This window comes from Streptomyces sp. YIM 121038 (assembly GCF_006088715.1).
Classification (GTDB): domain Bacteria; phylum Actinomycetota; class Actinomycetes; order Streptomycetales; family Streptomycetaceae; genus Streptomyces.
In genome coordinates, this window is the sequence record NZ_CP030771.1 from 3,502,372 (window position 1) to 3,524,023 (window position 21,652).

General features: G+C 71.8%; 15 protein-coding genes. All 15 read right to left on the bottom strand.

Annotation, left to right across the window (positions count from 1 at the left end):
• Positions 1–15: 15 nt before the first annotated feature.
• Positions 16–1,464, bottom strand: coding sequence for a GTPase ObgE (obgE, locus tag C9F11_RS14580; protein WP_138959704.1), 1,449 nt, complete (start codon positions 1,462–1,464; stop codon positions 16–18).
• 157 nt (positions 1,465–1,621) lie between these two features.
• A complete protein-coding gene (rpmA, locus tag C9F11_RS14585; RefSeq protein WP_010986870.1) occupies positions 1,622–1,876 on the bottom strand; it encodes a 50S ribosomal protein L27 in 255 nt (84 codons plus the stop codon).
• A 14-nt stretch (positions 1,877–1,890) separates the two neighbouring features.
• Positions 1,891–2,211: a 50S ribosomal protein L21 gene (gene rplU, locus C9F11_RS14590; protein ID WP_030673925.1), complete on the bottom strand. Its 321-nt coding sequence runs from the start codon at positions 2,209–2,211 to the stop codon at positions 1,891–1,893.
• Positions 2,212–2,417: 206 nt separating this feature from the next.
• Positions 2,418–3,782 carry a phospholipase D-like domain-containing protein gene (locus C9F11_RS14595; RefSeq protein ID WP_138959705.1) on the bottom strand — a complete coding sequence of 455 codons (1,365 nt, stop codon included), beginning with the start codon at positions 3,780–3,782 and terminating at the stop codon, positions 2,418–2,420.
• Positions 3,783–3,978: 196 nt separating this feature from the next.
• On the bottom strand, positions 3,979–8,379 hold the full coding sequence (locus C9F11_RS14600) for an Rne/Rng family ribonuclease (RefSeq protein ID WP_138959706.1): 4,401 nt from the start codon (positions 8,377–8,379) through the stop codon (positions 3,979–3,981).
• Between the two features lie 248 nt (positions 8,380–8,627).
• On the bottom strand, positions 8,628–9,446 hold the full coding sequence (locus tag C9F11_RS14605) for a TIGR03936 family radical SAM-associated protein (protein WP_249401737.1): 819 nt from the start codon (positions 9,444–9,446) through the stop codon (positions 8,628–8,630).
• 43 nt (positions 9,447–9,489) lie between these two features.
• Positions 9,490–10,638: a hypothetical protein gene (locus C9F11_RS14610; protein WP_249401738.1), complete on the bottom strand. Its 1,149-nt coding sequence runs from the start codon at positions 10,636–10,638 to the stop codon at positions 9,490–9,492.
• 66 nt (positions 10,639–10,704) lie between these two features.
• Complete coding sequence (locus C9F11_RS14615; protein WP_138959707.1) at positions 10,705–12,630, bottom strand: TIGR03960 family B12-binding radical SAM protein; 1,926 nt, start codon at positions 12,628–12,630, stop codon at positions 10,705–10,707.
• A gap of 93 nt (positions 12,631–12,723) precedes the next feature.
• The gene (locus C9F11_RS14620; protein ID WP_138959708.1) at positions 12,724–14,262 is read right to left on the bottom strand and encodes a CYTH and CHAD domain-containing protein; all 1,539 of its coding nucleotides are present in this window, start codon (positions 14,260–14,262) and stop codon (positions 12,724–12,726) included.
• Between the two features lie 60 nt (positions 14,263–14,322).
• The gene (gene rodA, locus C9F11_RS14625; protein ID WP_138959709.1) at positions 14,323–15,519 is read right to left on the bottom strand and encodes a rod shape-determining protein RodA; all 1,197 of its coding nucleotides are present in this window, start codon (positions 15,517–15,519) and stop codon (positions 14,323–14,325) included.
• Positions 15,519–17,780, bottom strand: coding sequence for a penicillin-binding protein 2 (gene mrdA / locus C9F11_RS14630; protein WP_138959710.1), 2,262 nt, complete (start codon positions 17,778–17,780; stop codon positions 15,519–15,521). Before mrdA ends, rodA begins: the two co-directional genes overlap by 1 nt.
• A 126-nt stretch (positions 17,781–17,906) precedes the next feature.
• Positions 17,907–18,581 carry a rod shape-determining protein MreD gene (gene mreD / locus C9F11_RS14635; protein ID WP_138959711.1) on the bottom strand — a complete coding sequence of 225 codons (675 nt, stop codon included), beginning with the start codon at positions 18,579–18,581 and terminating at the stop codon, positions 17,907–17,909.
• Between the two features lie 13 nt (positions 18,582–18,594).
• Complete coding sequence (gene mreC / locus C9F11_RS14640; RefSeq protein ID WP_138959712.1) at positions 18,595–19,554, bottom strand: rod shape-determining protein MreC; 960 nt, start codon at positions 19,552–19,554, stop codon at positions 18,595–18,597.
• A 273-nt stretch (positions 19,555–19,827) separates the two neighbouring features.
• Positions 19,828–20,847: a rod shape-determining protein gene (locus C9F11_RS14645; RefSeq protein WP_030362602.1), complete on the bottom strand. Its 1,020-nt coding sequence runs from the start codon at positions 20,845–20,847 to the stop codon at positions 19,828–19,830.
• Positions 20,848–21,144: 297 nt separating this feature from the next.
• Positions 21,145–21,558 (bottom strand): nucleoside-diphosphate kinase, encoded by a 414-nt coding sequence (gene ndk / locus C9F11_RS14650; protein WP_138959713.1) that lies wholly within the window; start codon positions 21,556–21,558, stop codon positions 21,145–21,147.
• Between the last annotated feature and the right edge of the window lie 94 nt (positions 21,559–21,652).

Here is a 21,652-nt window from a genome sequence, read left to right on the forward strand (position 1 = left end):
GGCGGCCGCGTACGGCTAGAACGGGTTGAAGTCCTTGAACTCCTGCTCCGACTCGTCGCGCTCCGCGTCGCGGTCGCGGCGGCGCTGCGCGGCGGGGCGCGGCGCCTCGAAGCGGTGGTCCTCGCCGCGGCGGCCGAGCATCTCCGCGCCGGCGGACATCGACGGCTCCCAGTCGAAGACGACGGCGGCGTCCTCGGGGCCGATGGCGACGCCGTCGCCCGCGCGGGCACCCGCCTTCATCAGCTGGTCCTCGACGCCGAGGCGGTTGAGCCGGTCGGCGAGGTAGCCGACGGCCTCGTCGTTGTTGAAGTCGGTCTGGCGGACCCAGCGCTCCGGCTTCTCACCGCGGACGCGGTACAGGGGCGCCCCCTCGTCGTCCTCGCGCGTCACGGTGAAGCCCGCGTCGTCGACGGCCTTGGGCCGGATGACGATGCGCGTGGCCTCCTCCTGGGGCTTGGCGGCCCGCGCCCCCGCGACGAACTCGGCGAGCGCGAACGACAGCTCCTTGAGGCCCTTGTGGGCCACGGCGGAGACCTCGAAGACGCGGTAGCCGCGCGCCTCCAGGTCGGGCCGGACCATGTCGGCGAGGTCCTGGCCGTCGGGGATGTCGACCTTGTTGAGGACGACGAGCCGGGGCCGGTTCTCCAGGCCCGCGCCGTACTGCCGCAGCTCGGCCTCGATCACGTCGAGGTCCGAGACCGGGTCGCGGTCGGACTCCAGGGTCGCGGTGTCCAGGACGTGCACGAGCACGCTGCAGCGCTCGACGTGGCGCAGGAACTCCAGGCCGAGGCCCTTGCCCTGGCTGGCGCCCGGGATGAGGCCGGGCACGTCGGCGATGGTGTAGACGGTGGAGCCCGCGGTGACGACGCCGAGGTTCGGCACGAGCGTCGTGAAGGGGTAGTCGGCGATCTTCGGCTTGGCGGCGGACAGGACCGAGATCAGCGAGGACTTGCCCGCGCTCGGGTAGCCGACGAGCGCCACGTCCGCGACGGTCTTGAGCTCCAGGACCACGTCACCCGCGTCGCCGGGCACGCCGAGCAGCGCGAAGCCGGGGGCCTTGCGCCGGGCGGAGGCGAGCGCCGCGTTGCCGAGGCCGCCGCGGCCGCCCTGTGCGGCGACGTAGGAGGTGCCGTGGCCGACGAGGTCCGCGAGGACGTTGCCCTGCTTGTCCAGGACGACCGTGCCGTCCGGCACCGGCAGGACCAGGTCCTGGCCGTCCTTGCCGGAGCGGTTGCCGCCCTCGCCGGGCTTGCCGTTGGTGGCCTTGCGGTGCGGGCTGTGGTGGTAGTCGAGCAGGGTGGTGACCGACTGGTCGACGACCAGGATCACATCGCCGCCACGGCCGCCGTTGCCGCCGTCCGGGCCGCCGAGCGGCTTGAACTTCTCACGGTGGACGGAGGCACAGCCGTGGCCCCCGTTACCCGCGGCGACGTGCAGCTCGACGCGGTCCACGAAGGTGGTCATGGTTCAGTGCCTCCTGGAAGGGTCCCCCCGGCCGCGGGGCCGGGGGAGTACGAAATGGTCTAGCTGTGCTGTGTCTATTCAAAACACGCGAAAGGCGGACCCGCTTCCCGACAGGGAAGTGAGGTCCGCCTCGCGAAAGTTCCGGTCAGAGTGCCGTTCAGGCGACCGGGACGATGTTCACGACCTTGCGGCCGCGGTGGGTACCGAACTCCACCGCGCCGGCGTCCAGGGCGAACAGGGTGTCGTCCTTGCCGCGGCCGACGCCCGAGCCCGGGTGGAAGTGGGTGCCGCGCTGGCGGACCAGGATCTCACCGGCGTTGACGACCTGACCGCCGAAGCGCTTCACGCCGAGCCGCTGAGCATTGGAGTCGCGACCGTTCCGGGTGGACGATGCGCCCTTCTTGTGTGCCATCTTGTCTCAGTCCCTTACTTCGCAGCCGTGGGGATGCCGGTGACCTTGATCGCCGTGTACTGCTGACGGTGACCCTGGCGACGGCGGTAGCCGGTCTTGTTCTTGTAGCGCAGAATGTCGATCTTCTGGCCCTTGTGGTGGTCCACGACCTCGGCCGTGACCTTGATGCCGGCCAGGACCCACGGGTCGCTGGTCACGGACTCGCCGTCGACAACGAGCAGGGTCGAGAGCTCGACCGTGTCGCCAACCTTGGCGGTGGAAATCTTGTCAACCTCAACGATGTCGCCGACAGCAACCTTGTGCTGGCGACCACCGCTGCGCACGATGGCGTACACGCGGATCTCTCTCTCGCTCGGAACGGAATCCCCGCAGTCCAGCCGTCCGGCGCGACAGCGCGGTCGGCCTCTCCCGAAGATCCGTAGGAATTCCGGGAGGGAAGAAGGTTTACGAGGATGGGCGCACGTATGGACACGCCGACGGTCAAGATTACGGGGCCCACCCGTACGGGTCAAACCGGGCTCCGCCCCCTGTGACCCGCGTCCTAGTGCGTGGGCTTCTCACCGTCCGGCGGCAGCGGCTTCACTCCGCGGCACAGGTCCGTCTTGTCCTTGGTGCCGGGCCACGCCACCTTCTTCACGCGGTTGAAGTGCTTGAGGTACGTGTTGTGCACGGCGTCGTCGTCGACCTTGACGATCAGCTCGTCGTTCTCGCGCAGCGCGGGCGCGGTGTAGTTCTGCGAGCCGGTGAAGGACACCTTCTTGACCTTGCCGTCGTACTTGCCGTCGATCAGCACGTACTTGCTGTGGATGATGTACGGCGTGACGAGCTTCTGGCCGGGCCTGAGCGGGTCCCGGTCGTCGTTGAAGCAGCGCAGTGCCGGGCCGCCGGGCTTGTGCAGCCCCTCCCAGGTGCCGGGCCTGCCGTTCTGGCTCTTGGCGCTGTCCGTCTCGGCGTACACGAGGTCGACGGAGCAGCCGGCCTTCTGCAGGGCGACCAGCTTGTCGGCGATCTGCTTGCGCGTGATCTTGAAGATGGAGGCGCGGACCTTGGTGCTGCGCTTGACGCCGCGTGCGTCCTTGTAGGTGCACGAGACGTTGTTCAGGACCGAGTACATGGTGTCGGTCTCGTTGACCGTGCCGACGCGCGGGAAGAAGTACGCCTTGTAGCGGCCGCTGCTGGCCGTGCGGTAGTCCCAGGCCTCCCAGTTCCTGCCGACCATGTCGGTGAAGTACTCGGAGAACGCGTCGTACATGGCCGGGTTGTCCGGCAGCAGCAGCGCGTCGTTGAAGAACTTGGTGTGCGCCGACGGGGTCGAGTTCGACGTGGTCTGGACGACGACGTCCCGGGCCCCCTTGACCTCGGAGAACAGCCAGAACTTGTTGTGCATGATCGATTTGCCGTACTTCGGGTCGCCGAGACACGACTTGTTCGGCGGGCACAGCGTCACGAAGGAGGACTTGGTCCGGTTGGCGCCGAGCTCGTTGACGAGCGTGGCGTACGCGGTGTTGTCCGGACGGTCCGTCTTGCTGGTCGAGTCGAGCAGGATCTGTACGTTGACCCCGCGCTTGTGGGCGCCGACGAGCGCCTCGACTATGGGCGCCTCCCAGACGTGGTAGACGGCGACCTTGATGGTCGAGCCCTCCACGGCCGCGTCGGTCAGCTCGATGAGCCGGGTCTGGATCGCGTGCTGCTGGTCGACGGTGCCCAGCGGGTCGTTGAAGACGGGGCCCTCGGGCCAGGCGGGCGTCCCGGCGGGCGCGGCAGTGGCGGTGGCCGCGCCCGGCAGCGTGGCGGCCGACAGGACCGTGGCGAGCGCGGCGGCCTGGCGCCCTCCCCTGGCGGGCCGTACCGCCCGGTGGCGCCCCGTGCCCCTCAGGCGTATCCCGTGTGGACGTGCTCCCGCCATGTCCATCCCTCCCCTTGCTCAACGGACCCGGTGAGTCTTACAGGTATCCCGCCCCGGCACCAAGTACGGGCCGGAACCGGACATCCCCAACGGATAGGTGATGGTGGAGCGCGGGAACGCCGGAGCCCCCGCCCGGCGCGTACGCCGGACGGGGGCTCCGATCCGCTGACCTCCGCGGTCGCCGGACCCTCTCGGGTCAGCTCGCGTCGGCCGCGACAGCGGACGACGACTGCTCGGCCGCCGCGGCCTTCTTGGCGGTGGTCTTCTTCGCCGCCTTCTTGGCCGTCGTCTTCTTCGCGGTCGTCTTCTTGGCCGCGGTCTTCTTGGCCGCCGCCGTCTTGGCCACCGTCTTCTTGGCCGCCGTCTTCTTCGTGGCGGCCTTCTTGGCAGTGGCCTTCTTGACCGTCTTGCGGGCCGTCTTCTTGGCGGCCTTGGCCTCGGCCTCGGGGGCCTCCTCCGCAGACGCCTCGGCGGCGGTCGCGGACGGGGCCTCGGCGGCCTGCTCCGGCTCGGCGGCCTCGGCGACGGGGGCGGCCTGCTCGGCCTTGTCCGTCCGCTCCGCCGTGTCGGCCTGCTCCGCGGGCTTGTCCGCCGCGGGCAGGACCACCACGGCCGCGTCCTCCGACGCGGTCGGCGCGGTCGCCTTGCGGACGGCGCGGCGGCGCGGCCGGGCCGGGGCCTCGGCGACGGGCTCCGCGACGGCCGGTGCGACCGGCTCCGCGACGGGCTCGGCGGCAGCGGCCACCGGCTCCGGCTCGGCCGGGGCCGTCGGCTCCTGCTTGGCGGCCTCCGTGACGATCACCTCGGCGTCGCCCGCGGCCTTGGGCGAACCGGCCGGAGCCGACGCCTTACGGGTCGCGCGGCGGCGCGTACGCCCCTTGGGAGCGGCGTCGTCCTCGACGGCGGGCGCCGGGGCCTCGGCCACCGGGGCGGCCTCGACGGGCTCCGCCGTGTCGGCCTCGACCGTCACGGCCTCGACCGTCACGGGCTCGCTCCGCACGGGCTCGGCCTGCGCGGCCTCGGCCTTCGCGGACCGCGCCTTCGCCGTGCCGGACTTGGCCTTCTTGGCCTTCCTGCCGGACTCCGGCCGCTCGGCCTCGGGCGACTGCTCGGGCTGCTCCGCCGCGGCGGGAGCCTCGGCGGCCTGCTCCGCCTTGGGCGCGCCCGCCGGAGCCGACGCGCGGCGCGTGGCCCGGCGCCGCGAACGGCCCCGGGACGCCGCGGCCGCCTCGGCCTCCGCGGCGCTGCTGTACAGCTCCTCGTCCGCCGCGAAGTCCGGCTCGGGCAGGGCCACCGGCGCGGCGGTCTCCGCCTCGACCTCGGCGGCCGTCTCCGTCGCGGTGTCCTCGGCCTCGACGGCGGCGGGGGCCTCGTGCGTGTGCTCGGCACCGCCGCGGCCGCGCTTCTTGCGCTTGCCGCCGCCACCGGCCGACGTCGCCTGGTCCATGTGCACGATCACACCGCGGCCGTTGCAGTGGACGCAGGTCTCGGAGAAGGACTCCAGCAGGCCCTGGCCCACGCGCTTGCGGGTCATCTGGACGAGGCCCAGCGAGGTCACCTCGGCGACCTGGTGCTTCGTACGGTCCCGGCCCAGGCACTCCAGCATCCGCCTCAGGACGAGGTCGCGGTTGGACTCCAGGACCATGTCGATGAAGTCGACGACGACGATGCCGCCCAGGTCGCGCAGGCGCAGCTGGCGCACGATCTCCTCGGCCGCCTCCAGGTTGTTCCTGGTGACGGTCTCTTCGAGGTTGCCGCCCTGACCGGTGAACTTGCCGGTGTTGACGTCGATCACGACCATGGCTTCGGTCTTGTCGATCACCAGCGAACCGCCGCTCGGCAGCCAGACCTTGCGGTCGAGCGCCTTCGCGAGCTGCTCGTCGATCCGGTACGTCGCGAAGACGTCGACCTCGGAGGTCCAGCGCTGGAGCCGGTCCGCCAGGTCGGGCGCGACGTGCGAGACGTAGCCGTGGATGGTCTGCCAGGCGTCGTCACCGCTGATGATGACCTTGGAGAAGTCCTCGTTGAAGATGTCGCGGACCACGCGGACGGTCATGTCCGGCTCGCCGTACAGCAGGCTCGGCGAGCTGGTCGTGGTCATCTTCGACTTCTTGAGGATGTCCTCCCACTGCGCCTGGAGCCGCTCGACGTCGCGGCGCAGCTCGTCCTCGCTCGCGCCCTCGGCGGCGGTGCGCACGATCACGCCCGCGTCCTCGGGGACGATCTTCTTGAGGATGGTCTTCAGACGCGCCCGCTCGGTGTCGGGCAGCTTGCGGCTGATGCCGGTCATCGAGCCCTCGGGCACATAGACCAGGTAGCGGCCGGGCAGCGAGACCTGGCTGGTCAGGCGGGCGCCCTTGTGGCCGATCGGGTCCTTGGTGACCTGCACGAGCACGGACTGGCCGGACTTCAGGGCGGACTCGATGCGGCGCGGCCCGTTGGCCATGCCGAGCGCCTCGAAGTTGACCTCACCGGCGTACAGGACGGCGTTGCGGCCCTTGCCGATGTCGATGAAGGCGGCCTCCATCGACGGCAGGACGTTCTGCACCTTGCCCAGGTAGACGTTGCCGACGTAACTCGTCGACTGCTCCTTGTTGACGTAGTGCTCGACGAGCACGTTGTCCTCGAGGACGCCGATCTGGGTGCGGTCGCCGTTCTGGCGGACGATCATCTCGCGGTTGACCGCCTCGCGGCGGGCCAGGAACTCGGCCTCGGTGATGATCGGCACCCGGCGGCGGCCCTGCTCGCGGCCCTCGCGGCGGCGCTGCTTCTTCGCCTCCAGACGGGTCGAGCCCTTGATGGACTGCACCTCGTCGCTCGGGGTGCCGTCGTCCGCGGACTTCTTGCGCGGCTCGCGGACCTTCACGACCGTGCGCTCGGGGTCGCCCTCGCCCGGCTCGCTCTCGGCGGCGTCACCGGCGCGGCGACGGCGGCGGCGACGGCGACGGCTGCTGCTGGAGCCCGCCGGTCCCTCGGCGGCCTCGTCGGCCTCCTCGGCGTCCTCCGCGGCCTGCTCGGCGGTGTCCTCGGCGTCCTGCTCCGCCTGCTCGGCGGCGATGTCCTCGTCCGAGCCGTCGATGCCGTCGGCGTCGGCGGACTCACCGCGACGGCGGCGACGGCCACCACGACGGCGACGGCGGCCCTGGCGCTCGCCGGCCTCCTCGCCCTCGGCGGCGTCACCGGTCTCGGCCTCGGCGTCGGCGTCCTGCGGCTCCTCGGCCTCGGCGGGCTCCACGGCCTCGACGGGCTGCGGGGCCTCGGCGGGCTGCTCGTCGGCGGCGCGGCGGCGACGGCGACGGCGCGGGCCCGTCTCCTCCTCGGCGGCGGGCGCGGCGGGGGCCACGGGGGCGGGCGCGGGCGCGGTCTCCGCCTCGGCCGCCTCGGCGGCGGCAGCGGCGGCGGCCCGCTCCGGGGTCTGGAACATCGGTTCGGTGAACACCGGCGCCTGGAACATGGCGACGGCGGGGCGCGCGGGGCGCCGTCCGCCCTCGTCCTCGCCCCGGGTACGCGACTCGGCGGGCGGCGCGGTGAACCCGGCGGCGGCCTTGCGGGTGGCGCGGCGACGGCTCCGGGCGCGCGGCGCGGCGTCGGCCTCGTCGGCGGCCTGCGGCGCCTGCGGGGCCTCTGCGGTCTTCGGGGCCTGCGCGGCCTCCGCCTCGGCGGCGGGCGCGGCGGCGGCGCGCGTGGCACGGCGACGGGCGCGGCGGGGCGCCTCGGACTCGGCGGCGGCGGGGGCCTCGGCGGCCTCGGCGGCGGGGGTCTCCGGCACGTCGGGGGTCTCCTCGGCCTGCGGCTCGGCGGGCTCGGCGGCGGGGGCGGAGACGGCGCGCGTGGCACGGCGGCGCGAACGGCGCGGCGCGGCGTCGGCCTCCTCCGCGGCCTGCGGGGCCTGCGGCGCCTCGGCGGCGGGCTCCTCCGCGGCAGCGGGCTGCTCGGTCTGCGCGGCCTCGGCCTGCGGCTCGGCGGTGGGCGCGGTCACGCCACGGGTGGCACGGCGGCGCGAACGCCGCGGCGCGGCCTCGGCCTCGACGGCGACCGGCTCGGCGGCGGTCTCAGCGGCCACCGGCTCGGCGGCAGCGGGGGCCTCTGCGGCCTCCTGCGGGGCCTCCTCGGCGGCCTTGGGCGCACCGGCCGGAGCGGACGCCTTACGCGTCGCACGCCGACGCGTACGCGCCGCAGGAGCCGCCTCAACGGTCTCAGCGGCCTCGGCGACCGACGGCTCGGCGGCCTCGGCCTCCTGCGGGGCCTCCTCGGCGGCCTTGGGCGCACCGGCCGGGGCAGACGCCTTACGCGTCGCACGCCGACGCGTACGCGCCGCAGGAGCCGCCTCAACGGTCTCAGCGGCCTCGGCGACCGACGGCTCGGCGGCCTCGGCCTGCTCGGCGGCGAGGGCCTCGGCGGCCGTCCCGTCCGTCTCCTCGGCGTCCGGGTCCACGGTGGCGGGGGCGGCCGGTATGGCCGGCGCGGCGTCCGTGGCGGTGCCGGCGGGCGGTCCCGCGGGGCGCGACGCGGCGCGGCGCCGACGGCGCGGCGGCAGCGTGTCGCTGGGGGTGCTGCTGTTCTGCGAGCCCTCAGTGGGGTCGTTCGGCTCAAGCATGCGGGCGGTTCTCCCGTCACGCTCCCGGGCGCCGCGCCGTAAGCCGGACGTACCCGCGGCCCTCGCGTGTCGCGCGGGGCCGCCATCCGAGGGCGTGGGCGCCGCACGGGAGCTGTCTATGTCTTGTCTCGCCGGTTCCGTACGCTCCTGGCGGACGGCCTGGCGAAAGTCTTCTGGTCAGTGCGCCGCCCGGCCCAGGTGGCTCCCGAGTACCAAGGGCGGCGCTGCGGTGTGCTCGGCGAGCGCCCCTACGCGGGACCTTCCGGCACCGGCGCCTTCGCGGCGGCAGCTTCGGCGGCCCCCGCATCGGAGTGCCGATCGGCCGGGGCGGCCGTGACTGCCTCGCGGTCGGGCGCGAGCGGGTCGGTCACCGTGCCGGTCTCTTCATCGAAAAGCCCCTGCGCCAGCCTGGTCACCGCTGCGGGGACCGGCGGCGCCAGGTCGGCCACAGCTCGGAGACCGGACAGGACGTCGTCGGGTCGGACGGCAGGTGTCACGTGCCGTACAACCAGCCGCAGTATCGCACAGGGCTTGTCGGTCGGCCTATCAGCGACGGAGGCGAGCGCCTCCGGGGTGAGGGCGCCCAGGCTCACGACGGCGGCGCGGGCGTCGAACGTGCGCATCCCGTTCTTCGTACGCCGCTGGACCTCGACGGTCTCGGCGGCGCGGAAGGCGGCGGCGGCCCGCTCGGCGTCGGCGGTCTCCACGCCGTCGAGGCGCAGCTCCCAGACGGAGGCGGTGAGGCGGTCGGCGAGCCCGGAGGTACGGGCCTCCACGGCGTCCGTGATGTCGAGCCCGGCGGGCAGCGACTCGTTGAGCAGCTCCCGCAGCTCCTGCGGGTCGCGGGGCTCGGTGAGCGCGATCTCCAGGTACTCGGCCTCGCTGCCCGTGCCGGTGGGTGCGGCATTGGCGTACGACACCTTCGGGTGCGGGGTGAAGCCCGCCGAGTACGCCATGGGCACCTCGGCGCGGCGCAGCGCCCGCTCGAAGGCGCGCTGGAAGTCACGGTGGCTGGTGAACCGGAGGCGGCCGCGCTTGGTGTAACGCAGACGGATGCGCTGCGCCACGGGCGCGGGCGGCGGGCCTTCGGGCTGTCGCTTGCCCAGTGGTCTAGTCCTTCGTGAGTGGGGTCTTACCACTGCCTAGGGTACGTCCCCGGACAGTGTCCGGTTCCCGCCGGGCCTCGGCGGCGCCGGTGACGGGCACCTTCTCGCGGGACGTGCCGAACAGCATCCTGCGGAAGTCCGCCCGGGCCTCCCGCGCGCTCTCGCGCACGGAGCCGAGCGCCGCGCGGGCGACGTGGCCCACGGCCCGGGCCGCCCGGCCCGCCGGGCGCCACAGCGCGTCGCGCAGGACGTGCCCGACCGGCGTGAAGAGGTGCCGGTACACCCAGCGCACCGGCTCCACGCACAGCAGCTTGAACAGGTGGCGGAGGAAGCCCCACACGGCCCGCGAGACGTGCCCGGCGATCCGCCATGCGTGTCCGAACGCGTCCCCGATCTCCCCGGCGACGAAGGCGACGGCCCGGCCGACCGGAGCGAGCACCCACCGCCACAGGGCGACGGCGGGCACCACGAAGATCCACCGCAAGAGAGTGCCGACGACGACCCCGATGCCCCGCAGCACCCACCAGAACCCGAGGCCGATGCCCCGCACCACCCACCAGACGCCCCGCGCGAGCCATGCGAGACCGTGTCCGACCGGCGTCAGGAAGCGCGCGTACAGCCAGCGCGCGGGCACCACCACGAGCATCCGCCCCAGCCACACGAGCCCGTGCCCGACCGGGGTGAGCACCCGCCGGTACGCCCACACGGCGGGGACGACGACCAGGAGGCGGAGCAGCCAGAGGAGCCCGAGCCCGACCGGCTTGACCACATAGCGCCACAGGGCCGCCCAGGGCCAGACGAAGAGGACCTTGCCGACGAAGGCGAGGACGGCGGCGATCCCCCGCCAGACCCACCCGAGCGCCCGCCCGACCGGCCGCAGCGCCCGGTCGTACACGAACCGCGCGCACACCACCAGGGCGTCCCACACGATCCGCACCGGCACCACGAGCACCAGGACCACGATCCGCACCGGCAGCCGCAGCGCCACCACGAGACACCCCTCGGCCCGCTGGGCGGGCTCGGGGGCGCCCTTCGCCAGCGACACGGGCACGGTGGCCACCGGCTCGCCGGCCACCTCCGGCACCCGCTCGGGCCACGGCTTCCACTGCGGCTGCGGCTCCGGCTCCGACGGGAGCCGCTTCTCAAGGTCCATGCCTAGTGAGACGCCGTCACCGACGCCCCGTTCCCCCCGTTTCCGAACTGCGACGAGCGCGACCCGCTACTTGACGACCGTGAGCGGCAGCAGCTTCTTGCCGGTCGGGCCGATCTGGATCTGCGTGTCCATCTGCGGGCACACCCCGCAGTCGAAGCACGGGGTCCAGCGGCAGTCCTCGACCTCGGTCTCGTCGAGGGCGTCCTGCCAGTCCTCCCAGAGCCAGTCCTTGTCGAGGCCGGAGTCCAGGTGGTCCCAGGGCAGGACCTCCTCGTAGGTGCGCTCGCGGGTGGTGTACCAGTCGACGTCCACGCCGAACTGGGGCAGGGCCTTGTCGGCGCAGTCCATCCAGCGGTCGTAGGAGAAGTGCTCTCGCCAGCCGTCGAAGCGGCCGCCGTCCTCGTAGACGGCGCGGATGACGGCGCCGATGCGGCGGTCGCCGCGGGAGAGGAGGCCCTCGACGATGCCGGGCTTGCCGTCGTGGTAGCGGAAGCCGATGGAGCGGCCGTACTTCTTGTCGCCGCGGATCTTGTCGCGCAGCTTGGCGAGGCGCTCGTCCGTCTGCTCGGCGCTGAGCTGCGGCGCCCACTGGAACGGGGTGTGGGGCTTCGGCACGAAGCCGCCGATGGACACCGTGCAGCGGATGTCGTTCGAGCCGGAGACCTCGCGGCCCTTCTGGATGACGTTCATCGCCATGTCGGCGATCTGCAGGACGTCGTCGTCGGTCTCGGTGGGCAGGCCGCACATGAAGTACAGCTTCACCTGGCGCCAGCCGTTGCCGTACGCGGTGGCGACGGTCCGGATGAGGTCCTCTTCCGAGACCATCTTGTTGATGACCTTGCGCATGCGCTCGCTGCCGCCCTCGGGGGCGAACGTGAGGCCGGAGCGGCGGCCGTTGCGCGTCAGCTCGTTGGCCAGGTCGACGTTGAAGGCGTCCACGCGGGTGGAGGGGAGGGACAGGCCGATCTTGTCCTCGGTGTAGCGGTCCGCGAGGCCCTTGGCGATGTCGCCGATCTCGGAGTGGTCGGCGGACGAGAGGGAGAGCAGGCCCACCTCCTCGAAGCCCGTGGCCTTCAGACCTCGGTCGACCATCTCGCCGATGCCCGTGATCGAGCGCTCGCGCACCGGGCGCGTGATCATGCCCGCCTGGCAGAAGCGGCAGCCGCGCGTGCAGCCGCGGAAGATCTCCACGGACATGCGCTCGTGGACGGTCTCGGCGAGCGGGACCAGCGGCTGCTTCGGGTACGGCCACTCGTCGAGGTCCATGACGGTGTGCTTGGACACGCGCCACGGCACGCCGGACTTGTTCGGCACGACGCGGCCGATGCGGCCGTCCGGGAGGTACTCGACGTCGTAGAAGGCCGGGATGTAGACGCTGCCGGTCTTCGCGAGGCGGAAGAGGACCTCCTCGCGGCCGCCGGGGCGGCCCTCCGCCTTCCAGGCGCGGATGATCTCCGTCATGTCGAGTACGGCCTGCTCGCCGTCGCCGATGATCGCCGCGTCGATGAAGTCCGCGATCGGCTCGGGGTTGAAGGCCGCGTGGCCGCCCGCGAGGACGATCGGGTCGTCGAGGGTCCGGTCCTTGGACTCCAGCGGGATGCCCGCGAGGTCCAGGGCCGTCAGCATGTTCGTGTAGCCGAGCTCCGTGGAGAAGCTCAGGCCGAACACGTCGAAGGCCTTGACGGGGCGGTGGCTGTCCACCGTGAACTGCGGGACCTTGTGCTCCCGCATCAGCTCCTCAAGGTCCGGCCACACGCTGTACGTGCGCTCGGCGAGGACGCCCTCGCGCTCGTTCAGGACCTCGTAGAGGATCATGACGCCCTGGTTGGGCAGGCCGACCTCGTACGCGTCCGGGTACATGAGCGCCCAGCGGACGTCGCAGGCGTCCCACTCCTTGACCGTGGAGTTGAGCTCGCCGCCTACGTACTGGATCGGCTTCTGCACATGCGGGAGCAGGGCTTCGAGCTGCGGGAAAACCGACTCGACAGACATCGCTGGACCTTCGTGAGCTGACAGGGGTGACCCTCAAGCCTAACGTGGCCGGGGCCGCGCCCCGTACCTCGATCGGCCCACCCCGCCGCGGGCTCAGCCGCCGAGCGCGCCCCGCACCTTCGGTGCCGCCGCCCTGGCCCACACCCCGGGCAGCTCCCGCTCCCGGTCCGCCGCGGCCGCCTCCTCGCGGCCGTACAGCAGGCCCCAGGTGTACGCGGACTCGCCCGCCGCGTGCGCCTGGATCGCCAGGTTCCGCAGGGCCTCGCGGGCGACGACGCTGTCCTGGTGCTCACCGAGGACGCTCTGCACGGCCTTCATCCGCTTGGCGAAGCGCTTCGCGGGCTTGCCCAGGGCGGGTTTCGCGGCCTCGCCCGCGTACCGGGCGCGCTTGGCGGCCTTGCGGGCCTCGTGCATCGCCAGGTCGCGCTCCTCGCCGGGGGCCAGGGCGAGGGCCTGGTCCACGCGGGCCGCGAGCCGGTCGAAGTCCTTGAGCACCGCCTTGGGCAGGGCGTTCCCGGCGGGGGCCGCGGCGGCCTCGCGCAGCGGCGGGTCGGCGAGCAGCGCGTCGACGGCGTCGAGGAGGGCCAGATAGCGCGCCGAGTCGAGGACGGCGACCGTCTTGCGGCGCGATCCGGTGCGGCCCGCGATCGACCAGATCCGCAGGCGGGCGCGGACGGGGCCGAGGCGCAGCGTGCGGGGGACGTCCGCGAGGGCGGCCGTCAGGCGCTCGGTGAGGACCTCGCGGTCGCGGTCCACGCCCAGTTCGCCGGCCAGCCACTTCAGCTCCTCGCCGAGCGGATCGGTGACGTTCCGGTCCAGGATCTTGCGGTACGTCTTGAAGGCGCTGCGGAGGCGGCGGGTCGCCACGCGCATCTGGTGGACGGAGTCGGGCAGGTCCTGGCGGACGGCGGGGTCCATCGCCACGAGGGCCTCGCGCTGTGCGTGGAGGTACGCCAGGACGTGGGTGCCGGCCGAGTCGTCCGTGCCGGGCGCCGGGGGCCGCGCCGGACGCTCGCTCCCGGTGGGGTCCGCCGTCTCCGCCAGCGCCCTCGCCAGCTTCGACGTGGACTTCGCGCGGCTCACCCCGGCCTTGTTCAGCCTCTTCTCGACCTTGTCCAGGAGGGTCGGGGCCGTCCCTTCCGCCAGTTCGACCTCGAGCTCCGTCCAGGCGGCCGTGGCGGAGCCGTCGTGCAGGCGCTGTGCCCGTACGTCGTCGACGCTGACTTCCGCGAGGAGGGTGCCCGAGGCGTCGACGAGGTGGCGTACGGCGCGCGCCGAGCGGAGGCGCATGAGCGGCACCAGGGGGGTGTCGCGCACCCGGGCGCGGACGAGCCCCGTGAGCGCGGGCGGCACGTCGTCCGACAGGGGGGCCTGGACCTCGTCGCGCACGCCGTCCGCGAGGGAGACGGGGAGCTTCAGGTGCCAGCCCGCGTCGGAGCCTCCGGTGCGGCGGCGCAGGGTGATGGCGGCGGCGGCCAGGCGTTGGTCGGGGGTGTCGTAGTAGACCGCGTCGAGGTCGGCGACGCCTTTGTCGATGACGTCGGCCACTCCGGCGACGCCGCGTAGGTCGGGGAGGCCTTGTCCGGCCCCGGCGTCGTACTTCCGCTCGATCTCGCGCTTCGTCTCCGCCATGAGCCGAATCTAGACGCGATCCGGGGCGCCCGGCAGTCCCTGGGCGCCCCGGCGACGGGATCAGGCCGACAGCGGCCGCTGCACCTTGATCGACTGGAGGAGGCCGACGGCCACCCAGACGGCGAACATGGAGGTTCCGCCGTAGGAGACGAAGGGCAGCGGCAGGCCCGCCACGGGCATGATGCCGAGGGTCATGCCGATGTTCTCGAAGGCCTGGAAGGCGAACCAGGCGATGATCCCGGCGGCGACGATCGTGCCGTACAGCTCGGTCGTCTCGCGGGCGATGCGGCAGGCGCGCCACAGGACGACACCGAGGAGGAGCAGGATCGCGCCCGCGCCGACGAAGCCCAGTTCCTCGCCCGCGACGGTGAAGACGAAGTCGGTCTGCTGCTCGGGCACGAACTGGCCGGTGGTCTGGGAGCCGTGGGTGAGCCCGGTGCCGGTGAGGCCGCCGGAGCCGATGGCGATGCGGGCCTGGTTGGTGTTGTAGCCGACGCCCGCCGGGTCGAGCGCGGGGTTGGCGAAGGCGGCGAAGCGGGCGATCTGGTAGTCGTCGAGGACGCCGAGCTGCCATATGGCGACGCCGCCGAGCGCGCCCGCGCCGAGCAGTCCGAAGACCCACCGGTTGGAGGCGCCGGAGGCGAGCAGGACGCCGAGGACGATCATCACTATCACCATGACCGAGCCGAGGTCGGGCATCAGCATGATGATCATGATCGGTACGGCGGCGAGGCCGAGGGCCTGGACGACGGTGCGGTGGTCGGGGTGCTCCCGGTCGCCCGCGTCGACGCGGGCCGCGAGCATCATCGCCATGCCCAGGATGATGGTGATCTTGCAGAACTCGGAGGGCTGGAGCGACTGGCCGCCGATGACGATCCACGCGTGGGCGCCGTTGACGGTCGCGCCGAGCGGGGTCAGGACGAGCAGGATCAGGAAGACCGAGATGCCGTAGAGGATCGGCACGGCGGTGCGCAGCATGGTGTGGCCGAGCCAGATCGTGCCCGCCATCAGCGCGAGGCCGATGCCGATGTTGATCACGTGCTTGGTCACGAAGGCGTACGGGTCGTCGCCGACCAGCTCGGTGCGGTTGCGGGTCGCCGAGTAGACGAGCGCCGAGCCGATCACGGAGAGGGCGAGGGCGGCGAGCAGTATCCACCAGTCCAGCCTGCGCAGCAGCGAGTCGCGGGCGAACAGGCGGGCCATGGTGGAGCGCTCGGGGCCGTAGCCCGAGACGGAGAAACCGCTGGTGCCGGCCATCAGTCGCGCCTCCAGCCCGCGGGCGCGCCCGCGAGTTCCTGCTGGTCCTGGTCCTGTTGCTGCTGGTCCTGTTGCTGCTGGTCCTGGTCTTGGTCCTGTTGCTGATCCTGGTCCTGCTGCTGGTCGGTCAGCTCCTGCGGCGGCTTGGGCTTGCCGGGCTTGTACGGCTTGATCTTCGGGGCGTCGATGGAGCCGTCGGCCTCGATCTTCGGCAGGGACTTCTGCGGCTGGGGCAGCAGGGCCTTCTTGAGGTCCTGGTTGCCGCTGTCGTCCAGGCCGTACAGCGCGTTGTAGATCTGGCGCACGGCGGGCCCGGACGCGCCGGAGCCCGTACCGCCCTGGGAGATCGTCATCACGATCGAGTAGTCCTTGGTGTACGTCGCGAACCACGACGTCGTCTGCTTGCCGTAGACCTCGGCGGTGCCCGTCTTGGCGTGCATCGGGATCTTGTCCTGCGGCCAGCCGCCGAACCGCCAGGCGGCGGTTCCCTTGGTGGCGACGTCGGCGAGGGCACCGTCTATGTCCTTGCGCAGGGCCGCGTCCATGGGCAGCTTGCCGTGCGCCTTGGGCTTGATCTCCTCGACGTGCTTGCCGTCGGGGCTGATGATCGCCTTGCCGACGGTGGGGTTGTAGAGGGTGCCGCCGTTGGCGATGGCGGAATAGATCGTGGCCATCTGGATGGGCGTGACGAGGGTGTCGCCCTGGCCGATGGAGTAGTTGACGGAGTCACCGGCGCGCATCTTCATGCCTTCGAGGCAGTTCTCGTAGGCGATGCGCTCGGCGTAGTCGCCGCTCTTCTTGCCCTGCTTGCACCAGGCGTCCTTGTTGGCCTTCCAGTAGTCCTTCTTCCACTGGCGGTCGGGGACGCGGCCGCTGACCTCGTTCGGCAGGTCGACGCCGGTCTCCTTGCCGAGGCCGAACTGGTGGGCGGTCCGGTAGAACCAGTCCTTGGGGTCCTTCGCGGGCTTGTTGCCGCCGTCCTTGCGCCACTCGTCGTGCGACAGCTTGTAGTAGACGGTGTCGCAGGAGACCTCCAGGGCCTGGCCGAGCGTGATGCTGCCGTGGCCCTGGGACTCGAAGTTCTTGAAGACCTGACCGCCGATGGAGTACGAGCTGGGGCAGGGGTAGCGGCCGTTGAACTCGTAGCCCGCGTTGACCGCGGCGGTCGTCGGGATGACCTTGAAGATCGAGCCGGGGGCGGCCTGGCCCTGGATGGCGCGGTTCAGGAGCGGGTAGTTGGACTTCTTGCCGGTGAGCTCGGCGTAGTCCTTGCCGGAGATGCCGCCGACCCAGGCGTTCGGGTCGTACGTCGGGTTGGAGGCCATGGCGACGACGCGCCCGGTCTTATTCTCCATGACGACGACGGCGCCCGCGTCGGCCTTGTAGTTCTCGCCCGTGTTCTTGTCGAACTCGTCGCGGGCCTTCTTCATGGCGTTGTTCAGCCAGTACTCGGACACCGCCTGGACGCGGGCGTCGATGCTGGTCACGACGTTGGAGCCGGGCTCGGCCTTGTCGGACTTGGCCTTCCCTATGACCCGGCCGAGGTTGTCGACCTCGTAGCGGGTGACGCCCGCCTTGCCGCGCAGCTGCTTGTCGTACGTCCGCTCCAGGCCGGAGCGGCCCACCTGGTCGGAGCGCAGGAACGGCGAGTCGGTGTCCTTGGCCTTGTTGATCTCGTCGTCGGTGACCGGCGAGAGGTAGCCGAGGACCTGCGCGGTGTTGGACTTGCCGGGGGCGGCGTAGCGGCGCACGGCGGTGGGCTCGGCGGTGATGCCGGGGAAGTCCTCGGAGCGCTCGCGGATCTGCAGGGCCTGCTTGGGCGTGGCCTCGTCGGTGATGGGGATGGGCTGGTACGGCGAGCCGTTCCAGCAGGGCTGCGGGGTCTTGGAGTCGCAGAGCCTGACCTTGTCGGAGACGTCCTTGGCGCTCATGCCGAGGACGTCGGCGAGCTTGGCGAGGACGCCCTTGCCGTCGTCCTTCATCTTCATCAGCTCGGTGCGGGACGCGGAGACCACGAGGCGGGTCTGGTTGTCGGCGATGGGCACGCCGCGGGCGTCGAGGATCTCACCGCGCACGGCGGGCTGGACGACCTGCTGGACGTGGTTGCCGGACGCCTCCTCGGCGTACTCGGCGCCGTTGCGGACCTGGAGGTACCACAGGCGGCCGCCGAGGGTGAGGAGCAGCGAGACGACGAGGATCTGGATGACGACGAGGCGGATCTGGACGCGTGGCGTGCGGCCCGTCTCAGGAATGTTGGTCATGGGCGCGGCCCATTCTTCGCAAGGGCGGTGGCGGGCGACGGATGGGCGTGGGTCACTGCTGCGCTCCTCCCCCGGTTCCGTACGCCGACGGGTGCGCGGCCTCGCCGTAGGTCGACTGCGGTGCGCTCACAGGCGCTTGACCCCCTTGATGCGTCCGGCGCGGGCGGCGCGGACCTTGGCCGCCTTGGTGCGCAGGCCGCCGCCGCGCTGGCTGCCGATGCTCAGGCCGGTGCCGGAGGACAGGAAGCCCGAGGAGACGTCGGCGGCCTTGGCGCCCGAGGCGGTCTCGCCCAGCGGGTCGTTCTCGGCGCGGCGGGCGAGCGCGATGATCAGCGGAATGGTGAACGGCGCGAGCAGCAGGTCGTACAGGGCGGCCGTGAACAGGAGTCCGCCGAGGCCGACGTGGCGGGCCGCGTCGTCGCCGACGAGGGCGCCCACGCCCGCGTACAGGAGCGTCGAGCCGACGGCGGCGCCGACCACGACGAAGAGCGGGCCGCTGGCGGAGCGCAGCCGTCCGGTCTCGGGCTTGGCGAGGCCCGCGAGGTAGCCGATGACGCACAGCACGAGGGCGTAGCGCCCCGCGGCGTGGTCGGCGGGCGGTGCCAGGTCGGTGAGCAGGCCCGCGCCGAAGCCGATCAGGGCGCCGCCGACGTGGCCGTACACGAAGGCGAGGCCGAGGACGGTGAGCAGGACCAGATCGGGTACCGCGCCCGGGAGTTGGAGCCGGGCGAGCACGCTGACCTGGACGACGAGGGCGACCACGACGAGGGCGCCGGAGAGCAGGATCCGGTTGAAGCGCATGGTGTCAGTGCTCCTACTGCTCGTTCTGCGCGGTGCCGTCGGCCCCGTCGGCGGGAGCCTGCCCGGACGGCGTCGCGGTGACCGTGACGGTGGGGGCGGGCTTGGGCTTGGCGGGCTTGTCGGGCAGCACGGTGTCGCGGGGGTCCTTGCGGGGGGCCTCGACGACGACGCCGACGACGTCCAGCTTGGTGAAGCCGACGTACGGCCGGACGTATACGTTGCGGGTCAGGTCGCCGCCGGAGGGGTCGACGCGGACGACCTCGCCGACGGGGACGCCCGGCACGAACGGCTTGTCGGCCTGGGAGCCGAAGGTGACCAGACGGTCGCCCTTCTTGATCTTCGCCTTGCCGTTGAGCATCTGGACGCGCAGCGGGCGGTCGCCCTGGCCGGAGGCGAAGCCGAGCTCGTCGGTCTTCTCCATGCGGGTGCCGACGGTGAAGTCGGGGTCGTTGGCGAGCAGGACCGTCGCGGTGGACGGGCCGACGGTGGTGACGCGGCCGACCAGGCCGTCGCCGTTGAGGACCGTCATGTCGCGCTTGAGGCCGTCGTTCGCGCCCGCGTCGATGGTGACCGTCCAGGAGAAGCCCTGGGCCGCTCCTATGCCGATGACCTCCGCACCCTTGATGCCGTACTGGCCCGCGCCCGCGGTCTTGAGCAGGGAGTCGAGCTGTTTGACCCGGCTGCGGTTGCGGTCGTCGCTGCCGAGCTTGGCCTTGAGCGCGGCGTTCTCCCGCTCCAGCTGGGCGATGCGGTCGTGGCGGCCGCCGGAGTCGCGGACCGCGCCGATGGCGTTGCCGATCGGGTCCACTGCGCCCGCCATGCCGTCCTCGACCGGCCCGAAGACCGTGGCGGCGGCCTGTCGGGCACCGTCGACCGGTGAATCCTCGCCACCGCGGATGTCCACCGTGATCAGTGCGAACGCGATGGCGATCAGCAGCACCAGGAGCAGCCGGCTCTCTCGTGTGTCCCTCACGTGCGGCGGCCGTGCCTTCCTCAAGTAGGAATCTGCGGAATGTGAGCCCGCGGGGTCCCCGGAGCCCCGAAGTCCGCGGAATTCTTATGCCTTGCCTATATATCAACGATCCGCCGCACGAGGCGGCAGGCACTCGTACGGCGGACCTTTTCACGTCAGGTCGTGTGCGGGTCGTGACGTCCGGTCAGCGGACGCGGCCGCCCGGCCACTGTAGTGACCGGGCGCCTGGTGTCACACGGCGGGACGCCGCCTTCCCGGCGCGTCCCGCAGGGGTCAGCGACGCGGCTGGGCGTCGAGCACCTGCTGCAGCGCCTCGAACTCCTCGACGCACTTGCCGGAGCCGAGCGCCACGCTGTCCAGCGGGTCCTCGGCGATGTGGATCGGCATGCCCGTCTCGCGGCGCAGCCGCTCGTCGAGGCCGCGCAGGAGCGCGCCGCCGCCGGTCAGGACGATGCCGCGGTCCATGACGTCGCCGGAGAGCTCGGGCGGGCACTTGTCGAGCGTGGTCTTGACCGCGTCGACGATGGCGTTGACGGGCTCCTCGATCGCCTTGCGGACCTCGGCCGCGGAGATCACCACGGTCTTGGGCAGGCCGGAGACCAGGTCGCGGCCGCGGATCTCGGTGTGCTCGTCGGCGTCCATGTCGTACGCGGAGCCGATGGTGATCTTGATCTGTTCGGCCGTGCGCTCACCGAGGAGGAGGGAGTACTCCTTCTTGATGTGCTGGATGATCGCGTTGTCCAGCTCGTCGCCCGCGACGCGGATGGACTGTGCCGTGACGATTCCGCCGAGGGAGATGACGGCGACCTCGGTGGTGCCGCCGCCGATGTCCACCACCATGTTGCCGGTGGCCTCGTGGACCGGGAGGCCGGAGCCGATGGCCGCGGCCATGGGCTCCTCGATGATGTGCACCTGACGGGCACCCGCCTGCGAGGAGGCCTCGATGACGGCGCGGCGCTCGACCCCGGTGATACCGGAGGGCACACAGACGACGACGCGCGGGCGGGCCAGATAGCGACGCTTGTGGATCTTCAGAATGAAGTAGCGGAGCATCCGCTCGGTGATCTCGAAGTCGGCGATGACGCCGTCCTTCAGCGGACGCACCGCGACGATGTTGCCGGGCGTGCGCCCGATCATCTTCTTCGCTTCTGCGCCGACCGCGAGGATGCCGCCGGTGTTGGTGTTGATCGCGACGACGGACGGCTCGTTGAGTACGATCCCCCGACCCCTGACGTACACCAGCGTGTTGGCGGTCCCGAGGTCGACAGCCATGTCACGGCCGATGAACGACATGTTGTTCCCCATGAGGATGCGTCTGGCCTTCCCTAGTGGAGCGTGTGATGGCTTGTTAGGTAGGCGAGGTGGGTGCTGTGTGGCGTGGAGGCTTCCATCGTAGTCTCGCCCGCACGCGCACGGCGCGAGGGTCTCCGCCATTGTCAGCAGATGATGTGGCGCCCCGCTCTTGGAGACGTGCCATCCGAGGCACGGGTTCCCCCAATCGGGGCGCATATGCCAAAAGACGGCCGAATTTCTTCGGCCGTCCCTGGTCGGTGGAGCGATCGCACTGACTACATGTCAGAACCCGGAGCCTCAGACGAGAGCCGGAAAGAAGATCTTGAGCTCGCGCTCGGCGGACTCCTCGGAGTCGGAGGCGTGCACGAGGTTCTCCCGGACGATGCTGCCGAAGTCGCCGCGGATGGAGCCGGGGGCGGCGGCGATCGGGTCGGTCGGGCCCGCGAGCTGGCGCATTCCCTCGATCACGCGCTCACCCTCGATGACGAGGGCGACCACCGGGCCGGAGGCCATGAACGCGACCAGCGGCTCGTAGAACGGCTTGCCCTTGTGCTCGCCGTAGTGCGCCTCCAGCGTGTCCTGGTCCAGGGTGCGCAGCTCCAGCGCGGAGATGGCCCAGCCCGCCTTGCGCTCGATACGGCCGATGATCTCCCCGATCAGTCCCCGGCGGACGGTGTCGGGCTTGAGAAGAACGAGCGTGCGCTGGCTCATGGTGTGCGGCTCCAAGAGGTGTTTTCACGATCACATGGGATGGATTCCGCACGATACCGGGGGCACTACGGAGGGTGGCCATCGGGTGAGCGCG

What these genes read in the sequence shown, in the direction of transcription:
- rodA (WP_138959709.1), bottom strand. Translation starts at nt 15,519, where the DNA reads ATGGCCGGCACCAGCGGTTTCTCCGTCTCGGGCTACGGCCCCGAGCGC.
- mreD (WP_138959711.1), bottom strand. Translation starts at nt 18,581, where the DNA reads ATGCGCTTCAACCGGATCCTGCTCTCCGGCGCCCTCGTCGTGGTCGCC.
- C9F11_RS14600 (WP_138959706.1), bottom strand. Translation starts at nt 8,379, where the DNA reads ATGCTTGAGCCGAACGACCCCACTGAGGGCTCGCAGAACAGCAGCACC.
- C9F11_RS14595 (WP_138959705.1), bottom strand. Translation starts at nt 3,782, where the DNA reads ATGGCGGGAGCACGTCCACACGGGATACGCCTGAGGGGCACGGGGCGC.
- obgE (WP_138959704.1), bottom strand. Translation starts at nt 1,464, where the DNA reads ATGACCACCTTCGTGGACCGCGTCGAGCTGCACGTCGCCGCGGGTAAC.
- mrdA (WP_138959710.1), bottom strand. Translation starts at nt 17,780, where the DNA reads ATGACCAACATTCCTGAGACGGGCCGCACGCCACGCGTCCAGATCCGC.
- C9F11_RS14615 (WP_138959707.1), bottom strand. Translation starts at nt 12,630, where the DNA reads ATGTCTGTCGAGTCGGTTTTCCCGCAGCTCGAAGCCCTGCTCCCGCAT.
- ndk (WP_138959713.1), bottom strand. Translation starts at nt 21,558, where the DNA reads ATGAGCCAGCGCACGCTCGTTCTTCTCAAGCCCGACACCGTCCGCCGG.
- C9F11_RS14620 (WP_138959708.1), bottom strand. Translation starts at nt 14,262, where the DNA reads ATGGCGGAGACGAAGCGCGAGATCGAGCGGAAGTACGACGCCGGGGCC.
- C9F11_RS14610 (WP_249401738.1), bottom strand. Translation starts at nt 10,638, where the DNA reads ATGGACCTTGAGAAGCGGCTCCCGTCGGAGCCGGAGCCGCAGCCGCAG.
- C9F11_RS14645 (WP_030362602.1), bottom strand. Translation starts at nt 20,847, where the DNA reads ATGTCGTTCATCGGCCGTGACATGGCTGTCGACCTCGGGACCGCCAAC.
- rpmA (WP_010986870.1), bottom strand. Translation starts at nt 1,876, where the DNA reads ATGGCACACAAGAAGGGCGCATCGTCCACCCGGAACGGTCGCGACTCC.